Annotated in this window: 23 protein-coding genes; 11 read left to right on the plus strand and 12 right to left on the minus strand. The window is 68.5% G+C overall.

Annotated features, from left to right (window positions below):
• Positions 1 to 68: 68 nt before the first annotated feature.
• Positions 69 to 1,604, plus strand: coding sequence for a M20/M25/M40 family metallo-hydrolase (locus Q7J39_RS04685; protein ID WP_304820934.1), 1,536 nt, complete (start codon positions 69 to 71; stop codon positions 1,602 to 1,604).
• 4 nt (positions 1,605 to 1,608) lie between these two features.
• Here Q7J39_RS04685 and Q7J39_RS04690 read toward each other — a convergent pair whose 3' ends face one another.
• The gene (locus tag Q7J39_RS04690) at positions 1,609 to 1,848 is read right to left on the minus strand and encodes a hypothetical protein (protein ID WP_304820936.1); all 240 of its coding nucleotides are present in this window, start codon (positions 1,846 to 1,848) and stop codon (positions 1,609 to 1,611) included.
• A gap of 183 nt (positions 1,849 to 2,031) precedes the next feature.
• On the opposite strand from Q7J39_RS04690, the gene msrA reads away from it, so the two are divergent.
• Complete coding sequence (gene msrA / locus Q7J39_RS04695; RefSeq protein ID WP_304820938.1) at positions 2,032 to 2,538, plus strand: peptide-methionine (S)-S-oxide reductase MsrA; 507 nt, start codon at positions 2,032 to 2,034, stop codon at positions 2,536 to 2,538.
• A gap of 25 nt (positions 2,539 to 2,563) precedes the next feature.
• Positions 2,564 to 3,235, plus strand: coding sequence for a DsbA family oxidoreductase (locus Q7J39_RS04700; protein WP_304820940.1), 672 nt, complete (start codon positions 2,564 to 2,566; stop codon positions 3,233 to 3,235).
• A gap of 44 nt (positions 3,236 to 3,279) precedes the next feature.
• On the opposite strand, the gene Q7J39_RS04705 is transcribed toward Q7J39_RS04700, so the two are convergent.
• The gene (locus Q7J39_RS04705; protein WP_304820941.1) at positions 3,280 to 3,483 is read right to left on the minus strand and encodes a DUF2892 domain-containing protein; all 204 of its coding nucleotides are present in this window, start codon (positions 3,481 to 3,483) and stop codon (positions 3,280 to 3,282) included.
• 81 nt (positions 3,484 to 3,564) lie between these two features.
• Positions 3,565 to 4,845, minus strand: a complete 1,281-nt coding sequence (locus tag Q7J39_RS04710) for an NAD(P)/FAD-dependent oxidoreductase (RefSeq protein ID WP_304820944.1) — start codon at positions 4,843 to 4,845, stop codon at positions 3,565 to 3,567.
• 178 nt (positions 4,846 to 5,023) lie between these two features.
• On the opposite strand from Q7J39_RS04710, the gene Q7J39_RS04715 reads away from it, so the two are divergent.
• Genes Q7J39_RS04715 through Q7J39_RS04735 form a run of 5 tightly spaced genes read left to right on the plus strand, consistent with a single transcriptional unit; the run spans position 5,024 to position 10,331 of the window.
• The gene (locus tag Q7J39_RS04715; RefSeq protein WP_304820947.1) at positions 5,024 to 5,323 is read left to right on the plus strand and encodes a helix-turn-helix transcriptional regulator; all 300 of its coding nucleotides are present in this window, start codon (positions 5,024 to 5,026) and stop codon (positions 5,321 to 5,323) included.
• An 11-nt stretch (positions 5,324 to 5,334) separates the two neighbouring features.
• On the plus strand, positions 5,335 to 5,670 hold the full coding sequence (locus tag Q7J39_RS04720) for a rhodanese-like domain-containing protein (protein WP_304820949.1): 336 nt from the start codon (positions 5,335 to 5,337) through the stop codon (positions 5,668 to 5,670).
• Positions 5,671 to 5,695: 25 nt separating this feature from the next.
• The gene (locus Q7J39_RS04725) at positions 5,696 to 6,727 is read left to right on the plus strand and encodes an efflux RND transporter periplasmic adaptor subunit (RefSeq protein ID WP_304820952.1); all 1,032 of its coding nucleotides are present in this window, start codon (positions 5,696 to 5,698) and stop codon (positions 6,725 to 6,727) included.
• Positions 6,724 to 9,927 (plus strand): efflux RND transporter permease subunit, encoded by a 3,204-nt coding sequence (locus Q7J39_RS04730; protein ID WP_304820955.1) that lies wholly within the window; start codon positions 6,724 to 6,726, stop codon positions 9,925 to 9,927. The genes Q7J39_RS04725 and Q7J39_RS04730 overlap by 4 nt, the downstream gene beginning before the upstream one ends.
• Positions 9,928 to 9,977: 50 nt before the next feature.
• Complete coding sequence (locus tag Q7J39_RS04735; RefSeq protein WP_304820957.1) at positions 9,978 to 10,331, plus strand: helix-turn-helix transcriptional regulator; 354 nt, start codon at positions 9,978 to 9,980, stop codon at positions 10,329 to 10,331.
• A gap of 61 nt (positions 10,332 to 10,392) precedes the next feature.
• On the opposite strand, the gene Q7J39_RS04740 is transcribed toward Q7J39_RS04735, so the two are convergent.
• Positions 10,393 to 11,007, minus strand: a complete 615-nt coding sequence (locus Q7J39_RS04740; protein ID WP_304820959.1) for a cyclopropane-fatty-acyl-phospholipid synthase family protein — start codon at positions 11,005 to 11,007, stop codon at positions 10,393 to 10,395.
• Entirely contained in the window at positions 11,004 to 11,777 is a 774-nt protein-coding gene (locus Q7J39_RS04745; protein ID WP_304820961.1) for a sulfite exporter TauE/SafE family protein, read from the minus strand. The genes Q7J39_RS04740 and Q7J39_RS04745 overlap by 4 nt, the downstream gene beginning before the upstream one ends.
• An 82-nt stretch (positions 11,778 to 11,859) precedes the next feature.
• On the opposite strand from Q7J39_RS04745, the gene Q7J39_RS04750 reads away from it, so the two are divergent.
• Both Q7J39_RS04750 and Q7J39_RS04755 read left to right on the plus strand, forming a co-directional pair.
• Positions 11,860 to 12,804, plus strand: coding sequence for an MBL fold metallo-hydrolase (locus Q7J39_RS04750; RefSeq protein ID WP_304820963.1), 945 nt, complete (start codon positions 11,860 to 11,862; stop codon positions 12,802 to 12,804).
• 79 nt (positions 12,805 to 12,883) lie between these two features.
• Positions 12,884 to 13,672, plus strand: coding sequence for a methyltransferase domain-containing protein (locus Q7J39_RS04755; RefSeq protein WP_304820966.1), 789 nt, complete (start codon positions 12,884 to 12,886; stop codon positions 13,670 to 13,672).
• 27 nt (positions 13,673 to 13,699) lie between these two features.
• Here the strand turns inward: Q7J39_RS04755 and guaA are convergent, their stop codons facing one another.
• The 5 genes from guaA to Q7J39_RS04780 form a co-directional block, all read right to left on the minus strand.
• Positions 13,700 to 15,262 carry a glutamine-hydrolyzing GMP synthase gene (gene guaA, locus Q7J39_RS04760; RefSeq protein ID WP_304820968.1) on the minus strand — a complete coding sequence of 521 codons (1,563 nt, stop codon included), beginning with the start codon at positions 15,260 to 15,262 and terminating at the stop codon, positions 13,700 to 13,702.
• Positions 15,259 to 16,557, minus strand: a complete 1,299-nt coding sequence (locus tag Q7J39_RS04765) for an RsmB/NOP family class I SAM-dependent RNA methyltransferase (protein ID WP_304820970.1) — start codon at positions 16,555 to 16,557, stop codon at positions 15,259 to 15,261. Before Q7J39_RS04765 ends, guaA begins: the two co-directional genes overlap by 4 nt.
• Positions 16,550 to 16,948: an MAPEG family protein gene (locus tag Q7J39_RS04770; protein WP_304820972.1), complete on the minus strand. Its 399-nt coding sequence runs from the start codon at positions 16,946 to 16,948 to the stop codon at positions 16,550 to 16,552. The genes Q7J39_RS04765 and Q7J39_RS04770 overlap by 8 nt, the downstream gene beginning before the upstream one ends.
• A gap of 4 nt (positions 16,949 to 16,952) precedes the next feature.
• Positions 16,953 to 18,419 (minus strand): IMP dehydrogenase, encoded by a 1,467-nt coding sequence (gene guaB / locus Q7J39_RS04775; protein ID WP_304820974.1) that lies wholly within the window; start codon positions 18,417 to 18,419, stop codon positions 16,953 to 16,955.
• Positions 18,420 to 18,490: 71 nt separating this feature from the next.
• On the minus strand, positions 18,491 to 19,651 hold the full coding sequence (locus tag Q7J39_RS04780) for an MFS transporter (protein WP_304820976.1): 1,161 nt from the start codon (positions 19,649 to 19,651) through the stop codon (positions 18,491 to 18,493).
• A 54-nt stretch (positions 19,652 to 19,705) separates the two neighbouring features.
• Here Q7J39_RS04780 and Q7J39_RS04785 point away from each other — a divergent pair, with 54 nt between their 5' ends.
• Positions 19,706 to 20,590: a LysR substrate-binding domain-containing protein gene (locus tag Q7J39_RS04785; protein WP_304820978.1), complete on the plus strand. Its 885-nt coding sequence runs from the start codon at positions 19,706 to 19,708 to the stop codon at positions 20,588 to 20,590.
• 226 nt (positions 20,591 to 20,816) lie between these two features.
• Here the strand turns inward: Q7J39_RS04785 and Q7J39_RS04790 are convergent, their stop codons facing one another.
• Together Q7J39_RS04790 and Q7J39_RS04795 are read right to left on the minus strand one after the other, a co-directional pair.
• On the minus strand, positions 20,817 to 20,954 hold the full coding sequence (locus Q7J39_RS04790; protein WP_304820980.1) for a hypothetical protein: 138 nt from the start codon (positions 20,952 to 20,954) through the stop codon (positions 20,817 to 20,819).
• A 142-nt stretch (positions 20,955 to 21,096) separates the two neighbouring features.
• Entirely contained in the window at positions 21,097 to 22,905 is a 1,809-nt protein-coding gene (locus tag Q7J39_RS04795) for a hypothetical protein (RefSeq protein WP_304820982.1), read from the minus strand.
• Positions 22,906 to 22,967 lie beyond the last annotated feature (62 nt).

A 22,967-nucleotide genomic window follows, 5' to 3' on the forward strand; every position in this document is an offset into this window, starting at 1 on the left:
CAGATCGCCCTTGCCGCACCGGGATTATGACGGTCCTATTCCCGCCATTCAGGCTTGGAGGGATTGGGATGTCGAACCCGGAAACCGGTGGCGCCTTCGCCGCCGATCGTCGCACGCTGCTGGCCGGAGGCGCGGCCGCCGCCCTGTTCACGCCCAGCCTGGCCTTCGCCGCCAGCGGCGACCTGCCCGCAATCCGCAAGGCCGCCGAGGCGGGCTACGCCGCCTCGGTGAAGCGCATCCAGGACTGGATCGCCCTGCCCTCCATCGCCGCCGAAAACCTCGATATGGAAAAGGGCGCCGACTACATGGCGGCCCTGGCCAAGGACGCCGGCTTCCAGCACGTCGAGAAGGTCCCCACCGACGGCGCGCCCGGCGTGTTCGCCACCCTGGACGTCGGCGCCAAGCGCTGGATGGGCATCTACTTCATGTACGACGTGAAGCAGTATGATCCCGCCGAATGGTCCTCCCCGCCGCTCGAGGCGCGCATCGTCGACAAGCCCGGCTTCGGCAAGGTGATCGTGGGCCGCGGCGCGGTGAACCAGAAGGGCCCGCAGGCGGCCTTCCTGGCCGGGCTGCACGCCATCCGCGCGGCCGGTAAGAAGTCCCCGGTCAACCTGGTGCTGATCTGCGAGGGCGAGGAGGAGATCGGCAGCCCGCACTTCCGCCAGATCGTCACCAAGCCCCACATCCTGGCCGCCCTGAAGAAGTGCGAGGGGGTGATCATCCCCGCCGGCTGGCAGAGCCCGAGCGACGGCGGCGTGACGGTCAACCTGGGCGCCAAGGGCATCGTCGAGCTGGAGCTGGTGGCCAGCGGCGCCAAGTGGGGCCGAGGTCCCAAGACCGACATCCATTCCAGCGAGAAGGCCCGCGTCGACAGCCCGGCCTGGCGGCTGGTGCAGGCGCTGACCACCCTGGTGACCCCGGACGGCAATACGCCGGCCATCGACAACTATTTCGAGAAGGTCCGCCCGCTGACCGCCCGCGAGAAGGAGCTGATCGCGCTGGCCGGCAGGCAGCTCAGCGAGGCCGACGCCAAGAAGGCGCTCGGCGTCGAACACTTCATCGACGACCTGCCCTGGGAGAAGACCCTGGAGCGGCTGGCCTCACAGCCGACCGTCAATATCGAGGGGCTGGTCTCGGGCTATACCGGTCCCGGCGGCAAGACCGTGCTGCCCGGCCGCGCCGTCGCCAAGATGGACCTGCGCCTGGTGCCCAACATGACCGCCGAGGACTCGGTGGCCAAGCTGCGGGCTCACCTGGACAAGCGCGGCTTCAAGGACATCGAGGTCAATGTCAGCGGCGGCTACGACCCCACCGAGACCGACGAGAACAGCCGGGTGATCAAGGCCGAGCTGGCCACCTACAAGCGCAACAACGTGCCGACCACGATCTATCCGCGCCTGGCGGGGTCTTGGCCGGGAGCGACCTTCACCTCCGCGCCGGTCAGCCTGCCCGCCGGCCAGTTCGGCCTGGGCCATGGCAGCGGCGCCCATGCACCCAACGAATACTACGTGATCGAGTCCAGCAACCCGAAGGTCCAGGGCCTGGTGGGGTCGAGCATGAGCTATGTCGACTTCCTCTACGAGATCGCCGCGGCCAGGTAGTTCGCTACTTGGAAGCCTGCCGGGCCATGTACCAGGCGCCGAATTCGGGGCCGTCGATGAGGCCGTCGGCGTTCTTGTCGGCCTTGGCGAACTCCGCGGCCGGCAGCTTGTAGGCGTCCCACTCGGCCTTGCTGAGCCGGTCGTCCTTGTTGGTATCGGCGGGGTGGATGAACCGGCCCTCCGCCGCCATGGCGGTGGAGGCCGCGGCCAGGGCGGCCGCGAGGATCAGGAAGCTCGGGCGCATGGGAAACTCCGCGTCGGTGGAGCGATGCAGAGACCACGCGGGTGTGGCCGAAATTCGCCGTCCGGGCCGCCCGGTCGAAGGTGAGGCTTGGATCGGCGGGCAAGGACCCCATCTAGCCATCAACCGGGCTTGGCCTCAGGCGGCCGGGCGCCTAGGGTCGTCCAGAGTTGAAGGAGAAGATCGATGAGTCAGGAACGTGCGGTGCTGGCCGGCGGCTGCTTCTGGGGCATGCAGGATCTGATCCGCCGCTATGACGGCGTGATCTCCACCCGGGTCGGCTATTCCGGCGGCGACGTGAAGAACGCCACCTATCGCAATCACGGGACCCACGCCGAGGCCATCGAGATCATCTTCGATCCGGCCGCGATCAGCTATCGCGCCCTGCTGGAGTTCTTCTTCCAGATCCACGATCCGACGACCAAGAACCGCCAGGGCAACGACATGGGCATGAGCTACCGCTCGGCGATCTACTATGCCGACGAGGCCCAGAAGCAGGTGGCGCTGGACACCATCGCCGACGTAGAGGCCTCGGGCCTGTGGCCGGGCAAGGTGACGACCGAGGTCGAGCCGGTGGGCGACTTCTGGGAAGCCGAGCCGGAGCACCAGGACTACCTCGAGCGGATTCCCAACGGCTACACCTGCCACTTCGTGCGGCCGGGCTGGAAGCTGCCGGTCCGCGCCACGGCATGATGGCCGCGCAGACGGCAGACGCCGCATGACCAAGACCCTGAAGATCGATTTCGTCTCCGACGTCTCCTGTCCCTGGTGCGTGGTGGGCCTGGGCGGCCTGGAAGAAGCGCTGCGCAACGTCGGGGATCTCGTGACCGCCGACATCCATTTCCAGCCCTTCGAGCTCAATCCCAACATGCCGGCCGGCGGCCAGAATATCGTCGAGCACGTCGGCGAGAAATATGGAGCGACCCCGGAGCAGTCGGCGGTCAACCGCGCCGCGATCCATGCGCGGGCGGCGGAGGTCGGCTTCACGATGAAGACCGGCCCCGAGAGCCGCATCTACAACACCTTCGACGCCCACCGCCTGCTGCACTGGGCCGACATCGTCGGCGGCCAGGCGGCGCTGAAGCGCGCCCTGTTCGACGCCTATTTCACCAACGGTCAGAGCCCGGCGGACCACGACACTCTGGTGACTGTCGCCGAGATCGCGGGCCTCGACGGCGCGCAGGCGCGCGATGTGCTGGTCTCGGGCCGCTACGCCGAAGAGGTCCGCGCCGCGGAACGGAAGTGGCAGATGGCCGGGATCAGCGCGGTTCCCGCCGTGGTGATCAATGACCGCTACCTGATCTCCGGCGGCCAGCCCGCCGCGGCCTTCGAGCAGGCCCTGCGGACCATCGCCGCGGAGATGGAGCCGGCAAGCCAGGCCGCCGGCTGACCAAGGCGACGGCCAGACCAGGGGCGAAGACGCCCGGGTCCAGACTAGCGGAAGGCGGCGCCGGGCTTCGCGCCCAGCTTCTTGAACACCATCGCAGCCGGACAGAAGCCGGTGAAGGCGGCCTGGATCATGTTGAGGCCGGCGAAGATGGCCAAGGCGATCCACCAGGGATGCACATAGTGAGCCAGGGCGATGCTCAGCAGCACCACGGCGCCGGCGAAGACGAAAACCATACGGTCGATAGTCATGATCGAGTTCCTGATGGCGGCCCGGGCTTACGCCTGGACCAAGGCCTGGCGGGTCCAGGCGACGACGAACCGGCGCAGCGCTCAGCCCTTGATCTTGCGCAGGCCCATCACGTCGAGGGCCAGCTTCTCGTAGAAGGGCTCGCTCTCGCCGCGCTTGATCTTTCGAAGGAAGTATTTCTCGAAGGCGACCTTGGCCAGGTGCACCCACTTGCCCTCGGCCGCCCAGTTGACGTTGCGCGGCGGGATTTGCGGTTGGGCGACGAACGCCACGCCGCCATCGCCGAAATCGGCCAGGCAGAAGGCGTTCCAGGTGGCTTCGTTGGTGGCGGCCTGTCCGTCGATGATCTGGCCGAGATTCCTGGCGATGGCCGTGACCATGCTCTCGATCATGAACCCGGTCTTGGGCACCCCAACCGGCACCGGCGTCTTGCCCGTGGGGGGGATGGCGACACAGACGCCCAGGGCGAAGACATTGGGGAAGGTCGGGTTGCGCTGGTGCTTGTCGACGACGATGAAGCCGCGCGGGTTGGTCAGGCCCTCGATCCCGCGCACGGCGGCCACGCCCCGGAAGGCCGGAAGCATCATGGAGAAGGCGAAGGGCAGATCGTGAGTCGCCTTGACCGAGCCGTCCTCGGCGATCTCCTCGACGTGCATCAGGCCGGCCTCGACCGAGGTCACCTTGGCGTTGGTGACCCACTTGATGTGCCGGTTGCGCATCTCGCTTTCCAGTAGGCCCTTGGTGTCACCCACGCCGTCGAGGCCCAGGTGGCCGATATAGGGTTCGGAGGTGACGAAGGTCATCGGCACCCGGTCGCGGATCTTCCGGCGCTTCAGCTCGGTGTCGAGGATCATCGCGAACTCGTAGGCCGGGCCGAAGCAAGAAGCCCCCTGCGCCGCGCCCACAATGATCGGGCCGGGGTTCTCCACGAAACGGTCGAAGGCTTCGCCCGCGACCACCGCATGGTCAACGTGGCAGACCGACTGCGTGAAGCCGCCATGGGGTCCGAGACCGGGGATTTCGTCAAAGGCCAGCTCAGGACCGGTGGCGATGATCAGATAGTCGTAGTCGAGCACCGCCCCGTCGTTGAGTTCGATCCGGTTGGCGGAAGGATCGACGCGCTTGGCGCCCGCGCCTGAGAAGCTGACACCCTTCTTCTTGAACACAGGCGGCAGCTTGACCTCGATGGCGTCGCGCTTGCGCCAGTGAACGGCGACCCAGGGGTTGGACGGGACAAAGTGGAAGGTGTCGCCCTGCGACACCACGCTCACCTCGGCCTTGTCGCCAACGGCGGCCTTGACCTCGAAGGCGGCGATCGCGCCGCCCAGTCCGGCTCCCAGGATGACAATGGTTGGCTTGGCCATATCGTGTTTCCTCCAGAGGCCGTCAACGGCATGCGGCAGGGTCCGCCTATGCTGAGCAATTGACTTTGACCTCGATCACATCCGGGCTGCGAGGGCGGACCTAGGATGCCAACGTGATCGCTTGACTGAATATGTGAATAGTCGCATATACGCAACTATGAATTTCGACCTGCCCGCCATGAAGGCTTCCGCGGACGACGCCTGCGCCCTCCTCAAGGCGCTGGCCAATCCGCACCGCCTGATGATCGTCTGCTCGCTAATCGATGGTGAGCAGTCGGTTGGGGCGCTCGCCCAGTTGCTGGGGGTGCGTGAAACCCTGGCCTCCCAGCACCTGGGCCTACTGCGCCGCGATGGCGTGGTGGCCGCCCGGCGCGATGGCCAGACGATCTATTACGGCCTGCAGAGCGGTCAGGCCCGCGCCCTGGTCGAGACCCTGTCGCAACTCTTCTGCACGGTCCCTGACCGCGCCCATCCTTAAGGAGACTGTCCATGTTCGGCGCCCCCAAGACCACCGACCTCACCGCGAGCCAGGTGAAGGCCGCCCTTGATGCGCAGGAAATCCTGCTGATCGACGTCCGCGAGCCGGCGGAGTTCGCCGAGGAGCGGATCGCCGGCGCGCAGAATGTCCCGCTGTCCACCTTCGACCCCGCCGCCCTGCCGGACGCAGGGGGCAAGACGATCGTCCTGCAGTGCGCCGGCGGCAAACGCTCGGCCATGGCGGTCGGCAAGTGCCAGGAAGCCAACCAGGTCATCAAGACGCACCTGGCCGGCGGGCTGATGGCCTGGAAGGCCGCGGGCCTGCCGACCGTCACCGGTCGCAGCTAGTCGACAAGGTCCGGGAGGGCGCACCATGAGGGCACGGCCATATTTGCTGGGGGCGTTGGGCGCGGCGCTTCTGCTGGGCGCCTGCGGTGAGACCAAGCCCGCCGCCTCGGTTCCCAGGACCGCGCCGGCCGCTGGGCGCCTGACGGTCCAGGTGCAGACCGTCGCCGACCTCAAGCCCGTGCCCGCGACCCTGACGACCCGCGACATGGCCGAGGCGCGCGCACGGATTTCCGGGACCCTGGTCTCCCTGGCGGTCAAGGAAGGCGACATCGTCCGGCAAGGCCAGGTGATCGCCCGGATCAAGGATGATCGGCTGGCCTTGCAGACCAGCGCCTTCGACGCCCAGGTCAATGCCGCGGCGGCCGAAGCCAGCCGGGCCCAGGCCGACCTGGGGCGCACCCGCTATCTCTTCTCTCATGGCGTCTATGCCCAGGCGCGGCTCGACCAGGTGGAAGCCCAGGCCAAGTCTGCGAACGCCAACTTGGCGGCGGCCCGCGCCCAGCGGGGCGCGAGCGCCGAACTCGGTGCCCAGGGCGCCATCCTGGCGCCGGCCGCCGGGCGCGTCCTGGTGGCCGATGTCCCCGTGGGCTCCGTGGTCATGCCGGGTCAGTCCATCGCCCGTCTCACCGCCGGCCCCATGGTGGTCCGCATTGAGCTGCCGGAAGGCCAGGCGCGGGCCCTGAAGGCTGGCGACATCGTCCAACTGGCGGCCGAGGACCTGCGGGGCCTCGCGTCGCAAGGGACGATCACCGAGGTCTATCCCTCCATCACGGCCGGCCAGGTCACCGCTGACGCCACGGCGCCCAACCTGCCGCAGGACCTGATCGGCCAGCGGGTCCGCGCGCAGATCAAGATCGGCGAGCGCCAGGCCCTGGTCGTCCCGCGCACCTATGTGGTCACCCGGTTCGGGGTGGACTATGCGCGGCGGGTCCAGGCCGACGGAAGTCTGTCGGAGACCCCGATCCAGACCTCGGCCGGCCCAACCCCACAGACCGTCGAGGTGCTCTCCGGGCTTCGGGCCGGCGACGTCTTGACCCCGGCCGGGGCCGGCAAATGAACCTCGGCATCTCCGGACGCCTCACCAAGGCGACCATCGGCTCACCCCTGACGCCGCTGTTCCTGCTGGCCGCCATCGCCGTCGGCCTGCTGGCCCTGGCGTCCATCCCGCGCGAGGAAGAACCCCAGATCAGCGTGCCCATGGTCGACATCATGGTCGCCGCCCCGGGGCTGCGGGCGACGGACGCCGTGGAACTGGTCGGCAAGCCGCTGGAGGCCATCGTCAAGAGCGTCTCGGAGGTCGAGCACGTCTACACCTTCGCCGATGACCACCAGGTGATGGTCACCGCCCGTTTCAAGGTCGGCGTCGACTCCGACGCCGCGGCCGTGCGTATCCACGAGAAGATCCGCGCCAATTACGACCGCATCCCCGCCGGCATTCCCGAGCCGCTGATCCAGACCCGCGGCATCAACGATGTCCCCAGCCTGGTCCTGACCCTGTCGCCCAAGCCGGGCGCCGCCGATCGATGGACCGACCAGGCGCTCTACGAGCTGGCCGGAAAGCTGCGCACAGAGGTGGCCAAGGTCGACGACGTCGGCCTCACCTTCCTGGTCGGCGGCCGGCCGCAGGAGATCCGCGTCGAGCCCGATCCCGCCAGACTGGCCCAGCATGGCGTCTCCCTGGGCGCCCTGATGGACACCATTCGCCAGGCCAATCGCGCCTTCCCCGCCGGCCAGGTGCGCAATGGCGGCCAGTCTGTCGAGGTCACCGCCGGCCGCACCCTGACCACCGCCACCGAGATCGGCCTGCTGGCCCTGCCCTCGACCAAGGGCGAAAGTGTCTATGTCCGCGACGTCGCCAAGGTGATCGAGGCGCCGCGCGAGGACCAGGCGCGGGCCTGGCGCTACGCACGGACCGTGCAGGGCTGGAGCGAGGCCCCCGCCGTCAGCCTGGCGATCGCCAAGCGCAAGGGCGCCAACGCCGTCGTCGTCTCGCACGCCGCCCTGGCCCGGGTCGAGGCGCTGAAGGGCACGCTGCTGCCCGACAGCCTCGATGTGGCGGTGACCCGCGACTATGGCGAGACCGCCAATGAGAAGGCCAACGAGCTGCTGTTCCACCTGGGGCTGGCGACCGTCTCCATCGTGGTGTTGATCGGGTTCGCCATCGGCTGGCGGGAGGCCGGCGTCACCGCCGTGGTCATTCCGACCACGATCCTGCTGACCCTCTTCGCCTCCAACCTGCTGGGCTACACGATCAACCGGGTCAGCCTTTTCGCCCTGATCTTCTCGATCGGCATCCTGGTGGACGACGCCATCGTCATGATCGAGAACATCGCCCGGCACTGGGCGATGGGCGATGGGCGAAGCCGGGTCGATGCGGCGATCGACGCCGTGGCCGAGGTGGGAAATCCCACCGTCGTGGCCACCCTGACCGTGGTGACCGCCCTGCTGCCGATGCTGTTCGTCTCGGGGCTGATGGGCCCCTACATGGCGCCGATCCCGGTCAACGCCTCGGCGGCCATGGTGTTCTCATTCTTCGTCGCGGTGGTCATCGCCCCCTGGCTGATGGTGCGCTTCGCCCGCAAGACCCTGGCCGATCGCCCCGCCCACCACGACGAAGGCAAGCTCGGCGCGATCTACCGCAAGGTCGCGGGCCGGGTGATCGCCACCCGCCGGTCGGCCTGGACCTTCCTGATCGCCGTCGGCCTCGCCACCCTGGTGGCCTGCGCCATGTTCGCCACCAAGACCGTGACCGTGAAGCTGCTGCCGTTCGACAACAAATCCGAACTGCAGGTGGTGCTCGACATGCCCGAGGGGACCTCCCTGGAGGCGACCCAGCGCGCCCTGACCGACGCCGCCATCATCACCAGGACCCTGCCCGAAGTGGCCGCCATCGACGCCTTTGCCGGGACCGCCTCGCCCTTCAACTTCAACGGCCTCGTCCGCCACTACTACCAGCGCACCCGCCCCGAGATGGGCGACCTCTCCGTGACGCTGGCCGCCAAGGGCGAGCGCCGCCGCTCGAGCCACACCATCGCGCTGGATCTGCGCCAGAAGCTGGCCAAGGTCGACCTGCCCGCCGGCGCGGCCATCAAGGTCGTCGAGGCGCCGCCGGGACCGCCGGTGATGGCGACCCTGTTGGCCGAGATCTATGGCCCCGACGCCAAGACCCGCAGGCTCGTGGCCGAGCGTGTGAAGGCCGCGTTCCACGCCGTGCCCTATATCGTCGACATCGACGACAGCTACGGCCAGGCCCGGCCTGGTCTCCGGCTGGTTCCGGACCGCGATCGCCTGGAGGCGCTCAAGGTCAGTGACCGGGACGTCCATGATTCCATCGCCGCGGCCCTGGGCGGACAGGTGGTCGGCTACGCCCATCGGGGGGATGGCCGCGACCCCCTGGAGATCTCGGTGCGCCTGCCGCAATCGGCGCGTAGTTGGGGCCAGGGCTTGTCCTCCATGCCGGTGGCCGTGTCGCAGGGACCTGGCGGCAGGCTGGTGTCGCTGGGCGAGGTGGCCACGGCCTCGAACGAACCCGGCTCGACCCACATTTTCCGCCGCGACGGCCGTGACGTCGACATGGTCATGGGCGAGCTGGCCGGCGCCTACGAGGCGCCGATCTACGGCATGATGGCGGTCGACAAGGCGATCCGAGAGGGCGACTGGAAGGACGTTCCGAAACCCGACATCCGCATGCACGGCCAGCCGACCGACGAGAGCAAGCCCACCGTGCTCTGGGACGGCGAGTGGGAGATCACCTGGGTGACCTTCCGCGACATGGGCGCCGCCTTCGGGGTGGCGATCCTGGGGATCTATGTCCTGGTGGTCGCCCAGTTCAAAAGCTTCCGCCTGCCCCTGGTGATCCTGACGCCGATCCCCCTGACCCTGGTGGGGATCGTCATCGGCCACATCCTGTTCCGCGCCCCGTTCACCGCCACCTCGATGATCGGCTTCATCGCGCTCGCCGGCATCATCGTGCGCAACTCGATCCTGCTGGTGGACTTCATCCGGCACAGCCAGACGGGCGACCGGCCGCTGCGCGAGGTGCTGATCGAGGCCGGAGCCATCCGCTTCAAGCCCATCGTGCTGACCGCCGCGGCGGCCATGATCGGCGCGGCGGTGATCCTCACCGATCCGATCTTCCAGGGCCTGGCGATCTCGCTGCTGTTTGGCCTGGCCTCCTCGACCCTGCTGACCGTGTTGGTCATTCCCGCCATCTACATCGTCCTGCGCGACGATGGTCGCCCCCTTGCCGCCAAGTAAGAAATCGGACGCATCATAGGCTGGCCCAGGGGGGCCGGCCTTGATCGTTCATGCTTATCTTCTACATTAAGCAGATGAGCACATCCGTCGCCCCCCGCCCGGCCCTCGGCGAACTCTCCGAGCTGGCCGACAGCGCCCAGGCGGCGGCGCGTCTTCTGAAGCTGCTGGCCAGCGAGCCGCGCCTGCTGCTGCTGTGCCGGCTTATTGAGGGCGAGGCCTCGGTGAGGGATCTCGCCGACCACGCCAAGATGGCCCAGTCGACCACCTCGCAGCACCTGGCGAAGATGCGCGCCGAGGGCCTGGTGGGCACCCGGCGCGAGGCCCAGACCATCTACTATCGGCTCGACGATCCGGCGGCCGTGCGGGTGCTGGATACGCTCTGCGATATCTATCGCGCGAAATAGCGGCGTGGACCGGCTGAAGGCCTGGACAGCCTGACCGAGGCGGCTCCGAGCGTGTTTCCGATCAGACCGGGCGCCGGGCGACCAGGTCGATCAGGGCCGAGAGGCCGTCGTGGCCGGCGCCTTCGTGGATCACGGTGTCGTGGCTCTGGAGTTCGATGATCTCCAGGCCGGCGAAGGCCTCCCGCAGCAGGGGTTCGGTATAGAGGTTCTCCGCCGCCGAGGGGCCGCCGGTCCCATAGGTGATCTGCTCGGGTCGATAGCCTTGCAGCAGAAGCAACCCTCCCGGCTTCAGCGCGTGCGCCATGTCGGCGAACAGCTGCGTCCGCAGCGCGGGCGTTGCGAACTGGATGAAGATGGCGACCACCAGATCGAACTCGGCCCGCGGCCAGGTCCAGGCGCTGAGGTCGACCTGTTCGAAATCCAACGCCACGCCGCGGGCTTGAGCGAGCGACCGGGCCTTGGTCTGGGCGACGGCCGAACTGTCGACCGAGAGGACCGATAGTCCCTGCTGCGCCAGCCACACGCCATTTCGGCCCTCGCCGTCCGCCACCGCCAGGGCGCGCCGGCCGGGCCGCAGGCGTCCCACCTGACCGGCCAGGAAGGCGTTCGGTTCAACACCGAACAGGTAGTCCGTCTGCGCATAGCGCCGGTCCCAGAGATTGTCCGCGCCACTCATCCGTTCACCGCTCTCCAGGCCACATAGGCCGCCACCACCAGAACCAGGCCCGCGAACAGTCGCCGGGCCAGAAGGGCGCGGCCGGCCAGCAGGCCCGCCCCCCGAACCCCCGCCACGCCACCCGCGAGACCGCCCGCGATGAATAGCCCTGCGATCGGCCAGTTCACCAGGCCGGAGGCCGCATAGTTCAGCGAGGTCGCCGCGCCGAACAGGGACACCGAAACCAGGGAGGAAGCCGACGCATGGGCCAGGGTCATGCCCGTGGCCGCCATCAGGCCCGGCACGATCAGGAAGCCGCCGCCGATGCCGAAGAAGCCCGCCGCCAGGCCCGTCAGGACCCCCAGCGGAGCCAGCTTCAGCATCAGGCGGCCATTGATGTGGACAGCGGGATCACCTTCCGACTTCGGCCGCCGCAGCATGGAGAGCGCGATGGTCGCCATCGCGACGGCGAAGAACAGCAGCAGCCTCTGGCCGTCGACCGCCTTGGCCAGGCTCGACCCGATGAAGGAGCCCAGGAGGCCGGCGCCGGCGAACAGCGTGGCGCAGGGCCACTTCACCCGCCCGCCACGGCCGTGACCGATCAGGTTCAGGGCCGCATTGACCGACACGGCCGCCGCCGAGGTGCCGATGGCGATGTGGGGATCGCGGATGCCCACCACATAGAGCAGCAACGGCGTGGCCAGAACCGACCCCCCGCCCCCGAACAGGCCCAGGAGCGCGCCGACGACGGCGCCGCTCATCATAGCGGACAGGATGGTGATCAGGGTCATGACGGTCTGAGATCAGCTCACTTGTATCTTCGTATATTCGCATATATATTGCCTGACGCAAGCGCAATTCGAGTGTCACGTCATGAGCCAACAGACCCCTTCCCCGGATACCGCCCTGGCCGACGCCACGGCCCTTGTCGGCGCGGCGCTGGAAAATCCCGCCGGCCGGCCGCAGGTGAAGGCCTTCTTCGACGAAGCCACCTTCACGGTCAGCTATGTGGTGCGCGATCCCGGATCGAACGCCTGCGCGATCATCGACAGCGTGCTGGACTATGACGCAGCCTCGGGACGCACGGCGGAACGGTCGGCCGGCGCGGTGATCGACTATGTCCGCGCCGAGGGCCTGGAGGTCGTCTGGCAGCTGGAGACCCACGCCCACGCCGATCACCTGTCGGCCGCGCCCTATCTGCAGCAGACCCTGGGCGGCCGCCTGGCCATCGGCGACCAGATCACCCGGGTGCAGGAGACGTTCGGAACCCTGTTCAACGCCGGCTCCGACTTCGCCCGTGACGGCCGCCAGTTCGACCACCTGTTCGGCGATGGGGAGCGCTTCGCCCTGGGCGCTCTGCAGGCCATCGCCCTTCACGTGCCCGGCCATACCCCGGCCTGTATGGCCTATGTGATCGGCGACGCGGTGTTCGTGGGCGACACCCTGTTCATGCCGGACTACGGCACGGCCCGCTGCGATTTCCCGGGCGGCGACGCGGCGACCCTCTACCGGTCGGTCCGTCGTCTGCTCTGCCTGCCGGACGCGGCCCGGGTCTTTCTTTGCCACGACTACAAGGCGCCCGAGCGCGAGCACTATGTGTGGGAAACCACGATCGGCGCGCAGCGCCGGGAGAACGTCCACGTCCACGACGGGGTGAGCGAGGCGGACTTCGTCGCCCTGCGCCAGGCCCGCGACCGCACCCTGGACATGCCGCGCCTGATCCTGCCCTCTGTGCAGGTCAATATGCGCGGCGGCCACCTCCCGGAGCCGGAAGACAACGGCGTCCGCTACCTGAAGATCCCGCTCAACGCGGTTTGAAAACCCTCGTGAAATCGTTCGTCGTTGCGAACGATTTTCGCTTTCCCCATTCTGACGGGGCCAACTCGGGAGGCGCCGAATGAGCCAGTTAACCTTTGACGAGGCGGCGGTCCGATCGCTTGAGGCCACCTATATGTCGCCCGATGTGGTCGCCCAGCGGGCGCGGGTGCTCGACCTGCTCGTCCCCACGGTGGGCGAGTGCATCCTTGATGTCGGGGTCGGACCCGGTCTGCTGGCGCGCGACATCGCCCGCCTGGTGGGGGACACTGGCCGGATGGTCGGCCTCGACAACGCACCGGCCATGGTCGCCGCCGCCACTCAGCGCCTCTCCGACCTCCCCCAGGCTCAGGTCCTGCAAGGCGACGCCGGCAGGCTCGACTTCGCCGATGCTGAGTTTGACGCCGCTGTCTCGACCCAGGTCTATGAATATGTCCCCGACATGCCGCAGGCGCTCACGGAGCTTCACCGGGTCCTGCGTCCTGGCGGTCGCGCCCTGATCCTCGACACCGACTGGCGCAGCATCGTCTGGCACTCATCGGACCCCGCCCGCATGGACCGCGTGCTGGCGTGCTGGGACGCCCACCTCGCCGACCCTCACCTGCCGGCCAAGCTCGGGCCCCTGCTGCGGCAGGCCGGATTCGAGGTCCGGCGCGTCGAGATCGTGCCCATGCTGTCGCCGCGCTGGCAGCCGGCCAGCTATGCGGGGGGCATGTTGCGGTCGATCCACAACTTCGTTCGCGCCAATGGCGACCGCTTTGGGCTGAGCCCCGATGAGATCGACGCCTGGCGTCTCGATCAGGACGCCCTGATCGCCCGCGACGCGTTCTTCTTCAGCCTCAACCGCTACGCCTTCCTGGCGACCCGCTAGGAGGTCATGCCGGCGGCGCGGCGCCGGCTACTCCCACTCGATGGTGCCCGGCGGCTTGCTGGTCACGTCGTAGACCACGCGGTTGACGCCCCGGACCTCGTTGATGATCCGGGTGGCGCAGCGGCCGAGGACCTCCCAGGGGAACTCGAAGAAGTCGGCGGTCATGCCGTCGGTGGAGGTGACGGCGCGCAGGGCGAGCACGTCCTCGTACGTGCGCGCATCCCCCATGACACCCACCGTTTTTACGGGAAGCAGCACGGCGAAAGCCTGCCAAATCTTGTCGTAGAGGCCGGCCTTGCGGATCTCGTCGAGATAGATGGCGTCGGCCTGTTGCAGGACGGCGACCTTCTCCCGGGTGATCTCGCCGGGGATGCGGATGGCGAGGCCGGGCCCTGGGAACGGGTGGCGGCCGACGAAGGCCGGGGCCAGGCCAAGCTCGACGCCGAGGGCCCGGACCTCGTCCTTGAAGAGCTCGCGCAGGGGCTCCACCAGCTTCAGCTTCATGTAGTCGGGCAGGCCGCCGACATTGTGGTGGCTCTTGATCACCGCCGAGGGGCCGCCACTCGTCGAGACGCTCTCGATGACGTCAGGATATAGGGTGCCCTGGGCAAGGAAAGCCGCGCCCTCGATCTTGGCGCTCTCCTTGTCGAAGACCTCGATGAACAGCCGCCCGATGGTCTTGCGCTTGGTCTCCGGGTCGCTGACGCCGGCCAGTTCACCCAGGAACAGGTCGCCAGCGTCCACGTGGATCAGCGGGATGTTGTAGTGGTCGCGGAACAGGGTGACGACCTGCTCGGCCTCGTTGTGACGCAGCAGGCCGGTGTCGACGAAGACGCAGGTCAGCTGGGTCCCGATGGCTTCGTGGATCAGGACGGCGGCCACCGAGGAGTCGACGCCGCCCGACAGGCCGCAGATCACCTTGCCGTCGCCGACCTGGTCGCGGATCTTCGCCACCATCTCCTGGCGGAAGGAGGCCATGGTCCAGTCGCCGGTCAGCCCCGCGATGCCGTGGGTGAAGTTCCTCAGCATCTGGGCGCCGCGCGGGGTGTGGGCCACCTCCGGGTGGAACTGGATGCCATAGAAGCGGCGCGCCTCGTCGGCGATCACCGCGTAGGGCGACCCCACAGACGAGGCCACGACCTCGAACCCGTCCGGGATGGCGGTGATCTTGTCGCCGTGGCTCATCCAGACGGTTTCGAGGTCGCCGACGTTTCCGAGGCCGGCCAGCAGGGGCGAGGCCTTCTCGATCTTGATTTCCGCACGTCCGAACTCTCGGTGATGGCCGCCCTCGACCTTGCCGCCCAGCTCGGCGCACATGGTCATCTCGCCGTAGCAGATGCCCAGGACCGGAACGCCCAGCTCAAAGACCCGCTTGGTGACGGCGGGGCTCTCGCTCTCGTGGACGCTGGCCGGGCCGCCCGACAGGATCACAGCCTTGGGGGCGAAGTCGGCCAGCATGGCCTCGACCTTGTCGTAGGGATGGATCTCGCAGAAGACGCCGCTCTCGCGCAGGCGCCTGGCGATCAGCTGGGTCACCTGGCTGCCGAAATCGACGATCAGGACGCGTTCGTGGGTGGGCTCGGAGGTCATGGGGCTTTGTCGGCGAGGGGTTTCGTACGCTCCAGCACCGCGACGAAGAAGCCGTCGGTGGCGGCGGTGGCGGGGGTCAGGCGGAGATAGCCTTCCGGGGTCAGGCGGGCGGTGAGGTGCTCGTCCGAAGTGGCGGGTTTCACAGCGAAACCTTCGGTGCGGGCCAGGAAGGCGGCGACCCGATCCTCGTCCTCCTCGGGCAAGACCGAACAGGTGACATAGATCAGCCGGCCACCGGGCTTTACGAAGGTCGCGCCCATGTCGAGGACGGCGTCCTGGTCGGCCTGTCGGCGGGCGAAGGTCTCCTCCGAGAGCCGCCACTTGGTGTCGGGGTGACGGCGCCAGGCGCCGGAGCCGGAGCAAGGCGCGTCGATGAAGACCACGTCCATCTTGGCGGCGAGACCCCGCAAGGGGTCTTCCTCCACCGGCGAGCGGATTTGCAGGTTGCGCACCCCGGCGCGGTCGGCGCGGCGGATGGTGTCGGCCAGGCGCCTCGCCTCGCTGTCATAGGCGTAGATCTGGCCGGTGTTTCCCATGGCGGCCGCCAGGGCCAGGGTCTTGCCCCCGCCCCCGGCGCAGAGGTCCAGCACCTGGGCGCCCTTGACCTCGCCGGCGCAGGCCGCGGCGATCTGGGAGCCGAGATCCTGCACCTCGAACCAGCCCTTGGAGAAGGCGGGAATGGTCTCGACGGCGCCCGCCCGGTCGGTGGCGGCCGGCGCGGGAATGCGCAGGGCGGTGGCCAGTTCGGGCACGGCGGCGGCGTTCAGCGGCTGGGTGGCCTTCAGCGCGCGGGCCGGATCGGATTTCAGCGTATTGACCCGCAGGTCGATGGGCGCCCGTTCCGACAGGGCTTCCCCCTCCCCGGCCGCGCGGTCACCGAAGGCGCGGGCGAAGCTGGCCTCCAGCCAGGCCGGATAGTCGCCGCGCACCGAGGGCGGCGCCTCGGCCAGGTCGCGCGGGGCCTCCAGGGTGGCGATCTCGGCCTCGGTGAGGGCGCCGTGGCCGTGCGGCTCCTCGATGACGGCCGCGGCGATGCGATCGACCGGCCAGGCCCACTCGTACTTCAGGACCCCCAGGATCGTGGCGCGGACACTGTCGTCGCCCATCTTCCAGGCGATCGAGCGGCGTCGGCGCAGGGCGTCCAGCACCAGGCCCGACACCCAGGCGCGGTCCTTCGACCCGGCGTAGCGCGCGTCATTGCCCCACGACTTGAGGGCCAGGCGCACGGGGCGGTGGCGTTCCTCGACGTCGGTGAGAACCTCGATGGCCGCCGAGAGGCGCCCCCCGTCACGCAAGGAAGATCGCCGCCACGATCATGCCGATGCCCACCAGGCTGACCAACCAGACCAGGGAGCGCACACCGGAGATCCCGGCGGCGTAGAGGGGGACATAGAGGGCTCGGCACACGACGTAGAGGACGGCCCCCCAAAGGGTCAGGGGCCCGGTCTTGGCCACCAGATAGGCGGCAAAGACGGCGGCGACGAAAAACGGGAAGGTCTCCTGGAAATTCTTGAAGGCGCGATCCAGGCGCGCGGCGACGCCGGTGAGCGGCATGTGCTCGTCGCGGGGGCCGGCCGCCCATTTCAGGTCCTGCTGGGCCCGGGCCGCGCCGGCCGCCCAGAGCAGCTGGACCAGCCCGACAAGGATCGCCGCGCCGATCAGGAGGAGTTCGGGGGCTGCGTTCATGGTCTCAGACCGGGCTCGTATAGTTGGGGGCCTCACGGGTCATCATGACGTCGTGGACGTGGCTCTCGCGCAGGCCGGCGCCGGTGATCCGGATGAACCGGGCCTTGTCGCGGAAGGCCTGCAGGTCGGCGGCGCCGGTATAGCCCATGGCGGCCCTCAGGCCTCCCACCATCTGGTGCAGGATGGCGGCGATGGGGCCCTTGTAGGCCACCTGCCCCTCGATGCCCTCGGGCACCAGCTTCAGGGCCGAGACCTCCTTCTGGAAGTAGCGGTCGGCCGAGCCGTTGGCCGTCGACATGGCGCCCAGCGAGCCCATGCCGCGATAGGCCTTGTAGGAGCGGCCCTGGTAGAGGAACACCTCGCCCGGCGCCTCGTCGGTGCCGGCGAAGGCCGAGCCCATCATGGCCACCTGGGCGCCCATGGCGAGCGCCTTGGCGAGATCGCCCGAGTACTTGATGCCGCCGTCGGCGATCACCGGGACATCGGTGCCCGTGGCGGCGCGGACCGCGTCGGCGATGGCGGTCAATTGCGGCACGCCCACGCCCGCCACGATGCGGGTGGTGCAGATGGAGCCGGGCCCGATGCCCACCTTCACCGCGTCGGCGCCGGCGTCGATCAGGGCGCGCGCGCCGTCGTAGGTGGCGACGTTGCCGGCGACGATCTGGACGCGGTTGGTTTCGCGCTTCAGGCGGGCGACCGCGGCGCCGACGTCGGCGTTGTGACCGTGGGCGGTGTCGATGACCACGACGTCGACCCCGGCGTCCACCAGGGCCATGGAGCGCTCATAGCCCCCGTCCCCAACCGTGGAGGCCGCGCCCACCAGAAGGCGGCCTTGGGCGTCCTTGGCGGCGATGGGGTGGGCCTGGGCCTTCTCCATGTCCTTGACGGTGATCAGGCCGACGGCGCGGTAGGCCTCGTCCACCACGATGATCCGCTCGATCTTGTGCTGGCGCAGCAGGGCGCGGGCCTCGGCCTGGGTGCAGCCCTCGCGGACCGTGATCAGGTTCTCCTTGGTCATCAGCGCCTTGGCCGGGACCTCGCTGGAGCCCTCGAACCGCATGTCGCGGTTGGTGAGGATGCCCACCAGCTTGCCGGTGTCGGGCTCGACCACCGGGAAGCCGGAGATCTTGCGGCGCGACTTGATGGCCAGCACCTCGCTGAGCGGGGTGTCCGGGTTGATGGTCATCGGATTGATGACCATGCCGCTTTCGTAGCGCTTCACCTCGCGGACCTGCTCGGCCTGTTCGTCAGGCGTCATGTTCCGGTGCAGCACGCCCAGACCGCCGGCCTGGGCCATGGCGATGGCCAGACGGCTCTCGGTGACGGTGTCCATGGCCGAGGACACGAGCGGTATGTTCAGACTGATTTCGCGCGTGAAACGGGTGGAGGTATCCACCTGTCCGGGCATCACATCCGATGCGCCGGGTTCGAGCAAAACGTCGTCGAAGGTGAGCCCTTCGCGAATCTCCATTGGAGTCTCCATTTTGCGAGCCGCGTATAAGGCGTCGGGGCGGGGGTGAGCAAGAGTGGCGTCGAGAAGGGTCATGTCGCGGGGTCCTTGTTGAGGCCGAAGGTCATGGCGAACATGACCAGGCAAAGCGCGGCGCCGCCCATCAGGGCCAGGGTCGGCGAGCGGTCGATGGCCAGGCCGTAGAGGGCCGGGCCGCCGATCTGGGCGATCTGGGCCGGACGGCCCAGCACCGCCGAGCGGTAGGCGTAGCCTTCCGGCCCCCAGATGCTCAGCGGCAGGACCCCCTTGGCCACGGTCAGCATGCCGTTCCCGGCCCCCTGCCCCAGCGCCATGGCCGGGGCGGCGGCCTTGCCGAAGGTGAGCAGGGCCGCGGCGCCCAGGGGGTGCATGAGGGTGGCCGCCCGGGTGGCCAGCAGCGGCGGGAAGCGGCGCAGGACGGCGAACTCCAGGGCCCGGACGGCGACGGCAGCGACCCCCACCAGGGCGGCGGTGGACATGGCGACGGTCGTGGAGAGACCAAAGGCCACCAGGAGCCGCGGAAGGTGCGTGCTCATGCAGGTGGAAATGAACCAGGCCCCTGCAAATAGAACCGATAGCTGGATCATCCGGCGGTCCCAGACCACCGGCGCGGGCGGGCCGTCATGGGCCGACATGTGACCGTCGAGGTGTCGCGGAATGACCAGGGCCCCGAGCGGCAGGCAGATGAGCAGGTGGGCGCCGGCCCAGGCGAAACAGGCGCCCTGCCAGCCGAACTGCTGGCCCAGCCAGTGGGTGGCGGGGAAGCCCAGGCTGGAGCCCAGGCCGCCGATCAGGGCCACCCCGGTGATCGCGCGCCGCGCCTGGCCGCCATAGAGCGACACCAGGATGGCGAAAGGCGTGCCGTAAAGGCCCAGCGCCATGGCCAGGCCGAGGACGATCATGCCCAGGGTCAGCAGCACCGGTCCCCGCGCCAGGCCCACCAGGCCAAGGCCGGCGGCGAACACCAGGTTGGAGACCAGCAGCATCCCCCTGCCGCCATGCCGGTCGACCCAGCGGCCGGCGGCCGGCGCGGCCACCGCGCTGGCGGCCAGCGCCACCGACATCAGGCTGAAGACGAAGGTGGGCGGCAGCGCCAGGTCGGCGGCCATGTCGTCGCCCAGCACGCCCATCAGATAGAAGCTGGAGGCGAAGGCGATCGTCTGCCCCAGGCCCAGGGCCAGCATGATCATGGTCTGTGGGGGCCTTCGCGCCATGACAAGTCTATGCGCCGATTGCCCCATGACGGAAATCGACATATTGGGAAGGAGATGTTCGAAAACCTCACATCAGACCCCCTGCCCTCCCTGAACGCCCTGCGCGCCTTCGAGGCCATGGCGCGGACCGGACGGGCGACCCTGGCGGCCCAGGAGCTGCACGTCACCCACTCGGCGGTCAGCCGGCAGGTGAAGGCCCTGGAGCAGAGCCTGGGGGTGCGCCTGTTCACCGGCCCCAAGCACCGGCTGGAACTGACCCCGGCCGGGGCGGCCCTGCTGCCGGCGCTCACCGGCGCCTTCGACCAGATCGCCGGCGCCGTTCGCCAGGTGCGTGGCGGGGCCGAGGACCTGCACATCGCGGTCAATGCCAGCATCTCGGTGAAGTGGCTGATCCCGCGCCTGTCGCGGTTCACGCACGCCCATCCCGGCGTGCGCCTGCACCTGACCGAACTCGCGCCCCAGGCCACCGCCCAGCGCGGCGCCGACGCCGTGGTGCGGCTGGTTCCCAACAGCCGGCTGGCCGATCCCCTGGCCACGGCCTTCATGCCCAGCCACCTGGGGGCGGTGATGGCGCCGGGCCTGGCGCAGCGGTTCCCCGACGCCCTGCGGGCGCCGCGCCTGGTCTCCCAGACCCACCCGCAAGGCTGGGCCATCTGGGCGGCCCTGGCGGGGCTGGAGCTGCCGCCCTCCCCCGAACAGCCCTTCGCCCACCTGCACTTCGCCCTCGACGCCGCCATCGCCGGCCTGGGGCTGGCGGTGATGCCCTGGCCGCTGGTGGCCGACTATGTGAAGAGCGGCCGGCTGGTCGCCCCCTTCGGCTTCATCCCGGCCCAGAGCGGGTTTGCGCTGCTGGCCGCGCCGGGGGTGAGCAACCGGGCGCTGGATCAGTTCCGAGGGTGGTTGAAGGTGGAGGGGGCGAAGATGGAGGCGCCGGCCTGAGCTTCGCGAGGGCCGGGCGGCCTCAGCTGACCGAGGGGTTCGGCGCCGGGGGGACTTGGGGACGGGTCTGGGAAGTTCGGGGGCTGGAGGCCAACGGCGAGCGCGACGCTTTGCGGGTGTTGGATTTCGTCGGGGTCGATGACCGCAGGGGGCTGGTAGCCGTCGTCACCAACGTCCGCTCTCGGACAGGAGGCCAGCAGGTCGGCCGCGACGACCAGGTTGGGCTCTAGGGCGACCTTCGGAAGGTCCTCTTTATGCCGCAGGGCGAAGCCTGGGTGATGTAGCCCCGCGAGTCGTCGGCCAGATTGCGGGGATCGCGCATGAAGGCCGCGTCCGGCGGGCTGTCGGCGACGCTGCGGGTCATCATGCGCTCGAAATGACCCTGCGATAGGCGCGTGACGAACAGCCGCGTCAGGGCCTCGAGGCCCTCGGCTTGCCTCTACCCGTTTCTCCGATGTCGTGTCCGGCTCTCCGGCGCCGGACCTGTGGCCGGCGCCGCCGCTGATTCAGATGAACACGAAGTTGTCGGCGGTGAATTCATTCAGACTGATGTCTGCGACCGTAATTGAGTTGTCGCCATCGAGTTGGATGCGGATTCCGTATGAATCATCGCCCGCAGCGGCGTTCAGCACCTGCGCCAGGCTGCTGAAGCCGTAGGCGGAGAGATCGATCACGTCGTGGCCAGGGCCCCCGCCGGGTCGGAATCCGTAGAGCTGATCGTGTCCGCTTCCCGGCCCCACCACCACCGTGTCAGAGCCATAGTCTCCTCTGAAATACCCTCGCTCGGACAGATAGATCAGGTCGTCGCCTGCGCCACCTGTGACCATGTCGTCGCCGCGTCCGGGTTGGATGACGTCGCCGTTTGGGGTGCCGATTACAATGGCTTGGGCTGAGAAGAAGGCCTCATAGTTTCCGAGGCGGTAGTCGAGGGTGGCCGAACCGGTCACAGCTCCAAAATCCACGACCGTCGGACTGCCGGTATAGGCGTAGGAGGTGACCGCCACGACTCCGGTCAGGTCGCCAGCGGCCATCACGTCTCCACCGCTGGTGGAGATCAGAACGTCGGTGCGGTCGGCTCCGACGACCTGCACCCCGCCGGCTAGACCGCCGCCCGGCCCATTGATCTGCAAGGATTGCGGCGAGGCGCTTCCGGACTGGATCGAGAGGACGTCGAAGCCCCCGCCGCCGACGAAACTGTCGCCGTTCGTGTCCGCGATCATGAAGAAGGTCGCGACCTCCCCGGACGTCGGCGCCACGAAGTGATCGACGCCGCCGCCGCCCCGGACCTCGATCGAAGTGAGGCCGGTGGCGGCGGAGAAGTCGAACCTGGAGTTGATAGCGAAGTCACCATTTTGGTCCGTGTAGAGACCCAGGCGGTCAATTCCGGCGACGCTGACCGCGACGCCGTTGAAGGTCCAGGTGGAGCCGGCGACAGTCAGATTACCGTCGCCTTCGGTTCTGATGTCGAGATAGTCGGACGCCGAACCGACCCCCTGGATGACGTCGCCCGCCCCAAACTCGCCGGGGCCGAATTGGACGTAGGCCGAGCCCGTGGCGGCGGTCGCACTAAGGTTGATCGTGTCGGCGCCGGAACCTGGGGCCAATCGTGGACTGAGGTCACCCACACCGCCAAAATTGATCACATCATCGCCGTCTCCGCCATAGACCTCGCCGAACACAATGACCCCCGTGCCGCCTTCCAGGGTGAGCACGTCATCGCCGTCGCCGCCATCAAGCGAAGCGCGGGTAAAGAAGCCCCCGGCTGGGCCGCTGCTGACGATGGTGTCATTTCCGTCGCCGCCCTCGGCGCTGCCGTAGGCGAAATCGATATAGTCGCGGCCGCCAAGGCCGCTGATGTAGTCCTGGCCACCATTGCCAAGGATGGTGTCGTTACCCTCAGTGCCGACGAGGTTCTCGTCGACGGGGCCATCACTCTCTCCGTTCAGGGTCACGGTGACGGTGGCGTAGCTGACCACCCCGTTCCCCATGCGGATGGCATAGGTGAAGCTGTCGGCGCCGACCTCGCCCTCGTTCAGATGGTCGAAGGCCTGGCCGGGGTCGTAGACCACCTTGCCGCCCTCAAAACGCACCGTGGCGCCGCTGGCCAGGGTCATCGCCACGTCCGGGGCGGTGTAGACGCCGGGATCGGCCTGGTTCAATGACCAGAGCGCCTTGCCACCGCCGCCGGCGTCGTTGGCCATGACATCGATCGTGATGACTTGGTTTTCGCCGCCCGAAGCCGCGTCGGCCTTGGCTTGCGGTCCCGCCTTCACGTTTTGCGCAGCCTTGGTTGTGGTGCTCGCGGCCTTCGACATGCAATATCCCCCTACACTTTGTTTGAGCGTACTTCCTGGACAGTCTGTGTTTAGAAGGATGG

Origin of the sequence: Phenylobacterium sp. (assembly GCF_030651185.1) — a bacterium.
GTDB lineage: Bacteria > Pseudomonadota > Alphaproteobacteria > Caulobacterales > Caulobacteraceae > Phenylobacterium.

Coding starts and splice junctions, on each gene's coding strand:
- Q7J39_RS04685 (WP_304820934.1), top strand. CDS start 69: ATGTCGAACCCGGAAACCGGTGGCGCCTTCGCCGCCGATCGTCGCACG.
- Q7J39_RS04690 (WP_304820936.1), bottom strand. CDS start 1,848: ATGCGCCCGAGCTTCCTGATCCTCGCGGCCGCCCTGGCCGCGGCCTCC.
- msrA (WP_304820938.1), top strand. CDS start 2,032: ATGAGTCAGGAACGTGCGGTGCTGGCCGGCGGCTGCTTCTGGGGCATG.
- Q7J39_RS04700 (WP_304820940.1), top strand. CDS start 2,564: ATGACCAAGACCCTGAAGATCGATTTCGTCTCCGACGTCTCCTGTCCC.
- Q7J39_RS04705 (WP_304820941.1), bottom strand. CDS start 3,483: ATGACTATCGACCGTATGGTTTTCGTCTTCGCCGGCGCCGTGGTGCTG.
- Q7J39_RS04710 (WP_304820944.1), bottom strand. CDS start 4,845: ATGGCCAAGCCAACCATTGTCATCCTGGGAGCCGGACTGGGCGGCGCG.
- Q7J39_RS04715 (WP_304820947.1), top strand. CDS start 5,024: ATGAAGGCTTCCGCGGACGACGCCTGCGCCCTCCTCAAGGCGCTGGCC.
- Q7J39_RS04720 (WP_304820949.1), top strand. CDS start 5,335: ATGTTCGGCGCCCCCAAGACCACCGACCTCACCGCGAGCCAGGTGAAG.
- Q7J39_RS04725 (WP_304820952.1), top strand. CDS start 5,696: ATGAGGGCACGGCCATATTTGCTGGGGGCGTTGGGCGCGGCGCTTCTG.
- Q7J39_RS04730 (WP_304820955.1), top strand. CDS start 6,724: ATGAACCTCGGCATCTCCGGACGCCTCACCAAGGCGACCATCGGCTCA.
- Q7J39_RS04735 (WP_304820957.1), top strand. CDS start 9,978: ATGCTTATCTTCTACATTAAGCAGATGAGCACATCCGTCGCCCCCCGC.
- Q7J39_RS04740 (WP_304820959.1), bottom strand. CDS start 11,007: ATGAGTGGCGCGGACAATCTCTGGGACCGGCGCTATGCGCAGACGGAC.
- Q7J39_RS04745 (WP_304820961.1), bottom strand. CDS start 11,777: ATGACCCTGATCACCATCCTGTCCGCTATGATGAGCGGCGCCGTCGTC.
- Q7J39_RS04750 (WP_304820963.1), top strand. CDS start 11,860: ATGAGCCAACAGACCCCTTCCCCGGATACCGCCCTGGCCGACGCCACG.
- Q7J39_RS04755 (WP_304820966.1), top strand. CDS start 12,884: ATGAGCCAGTTAACCTTTGACGAGGCGGCGGTCCGATCGCTTGAGGCC.
- guaA (WP_304820968.1), bottom strand. CDS start 15,262: ATGACCTCCGAGCCCACCCACGAACGCGTCCTGATCGTCGATTTCGGC.
- Q7J39_RS04770 (WP_304820972.1), bottom strand. CDS start 16,948: ATGAACGCAGCCCCCGAACTCCTCCTGATCGGCGCGGCGATCCTTGTC.
- guaB (WP_304820974.1), bottom strand. CDS start 18,419: ATGGAGATTCGCGAAGGGCTCACCTTCGACGACGTTTTGCTCGAACCC.
- Q7J39_RS04780 (WP_304820976.1), bottom strand. CDS start 19,651: ATGGCGCGAAGGCCCCCACAGACCATGATCATGCTGGCCCTGGGCCTG.
- Q7J39_RS04785 (WP_304820978.1), top strand. CDS start 19,706: ATGTTCGAAAACCTCACATCAGACCCCCTGCCCTCCCTGAACGCCCTG.
- Q7J39_RS04790 (WP_304820980.1), bottom strand. CDS start 20,954: ATGACCCGCAGCGTCGCCGACAGCCCGCCGGACGCGGCCTTCATGCGC.
- Q7J39_RS04795 (WP_304820982.1), bottom strand. CDS start 22,905: ATGTCGAAGGCCGCGAGCACCACAACCAAGGCTGCGCAAAACGTGAAG.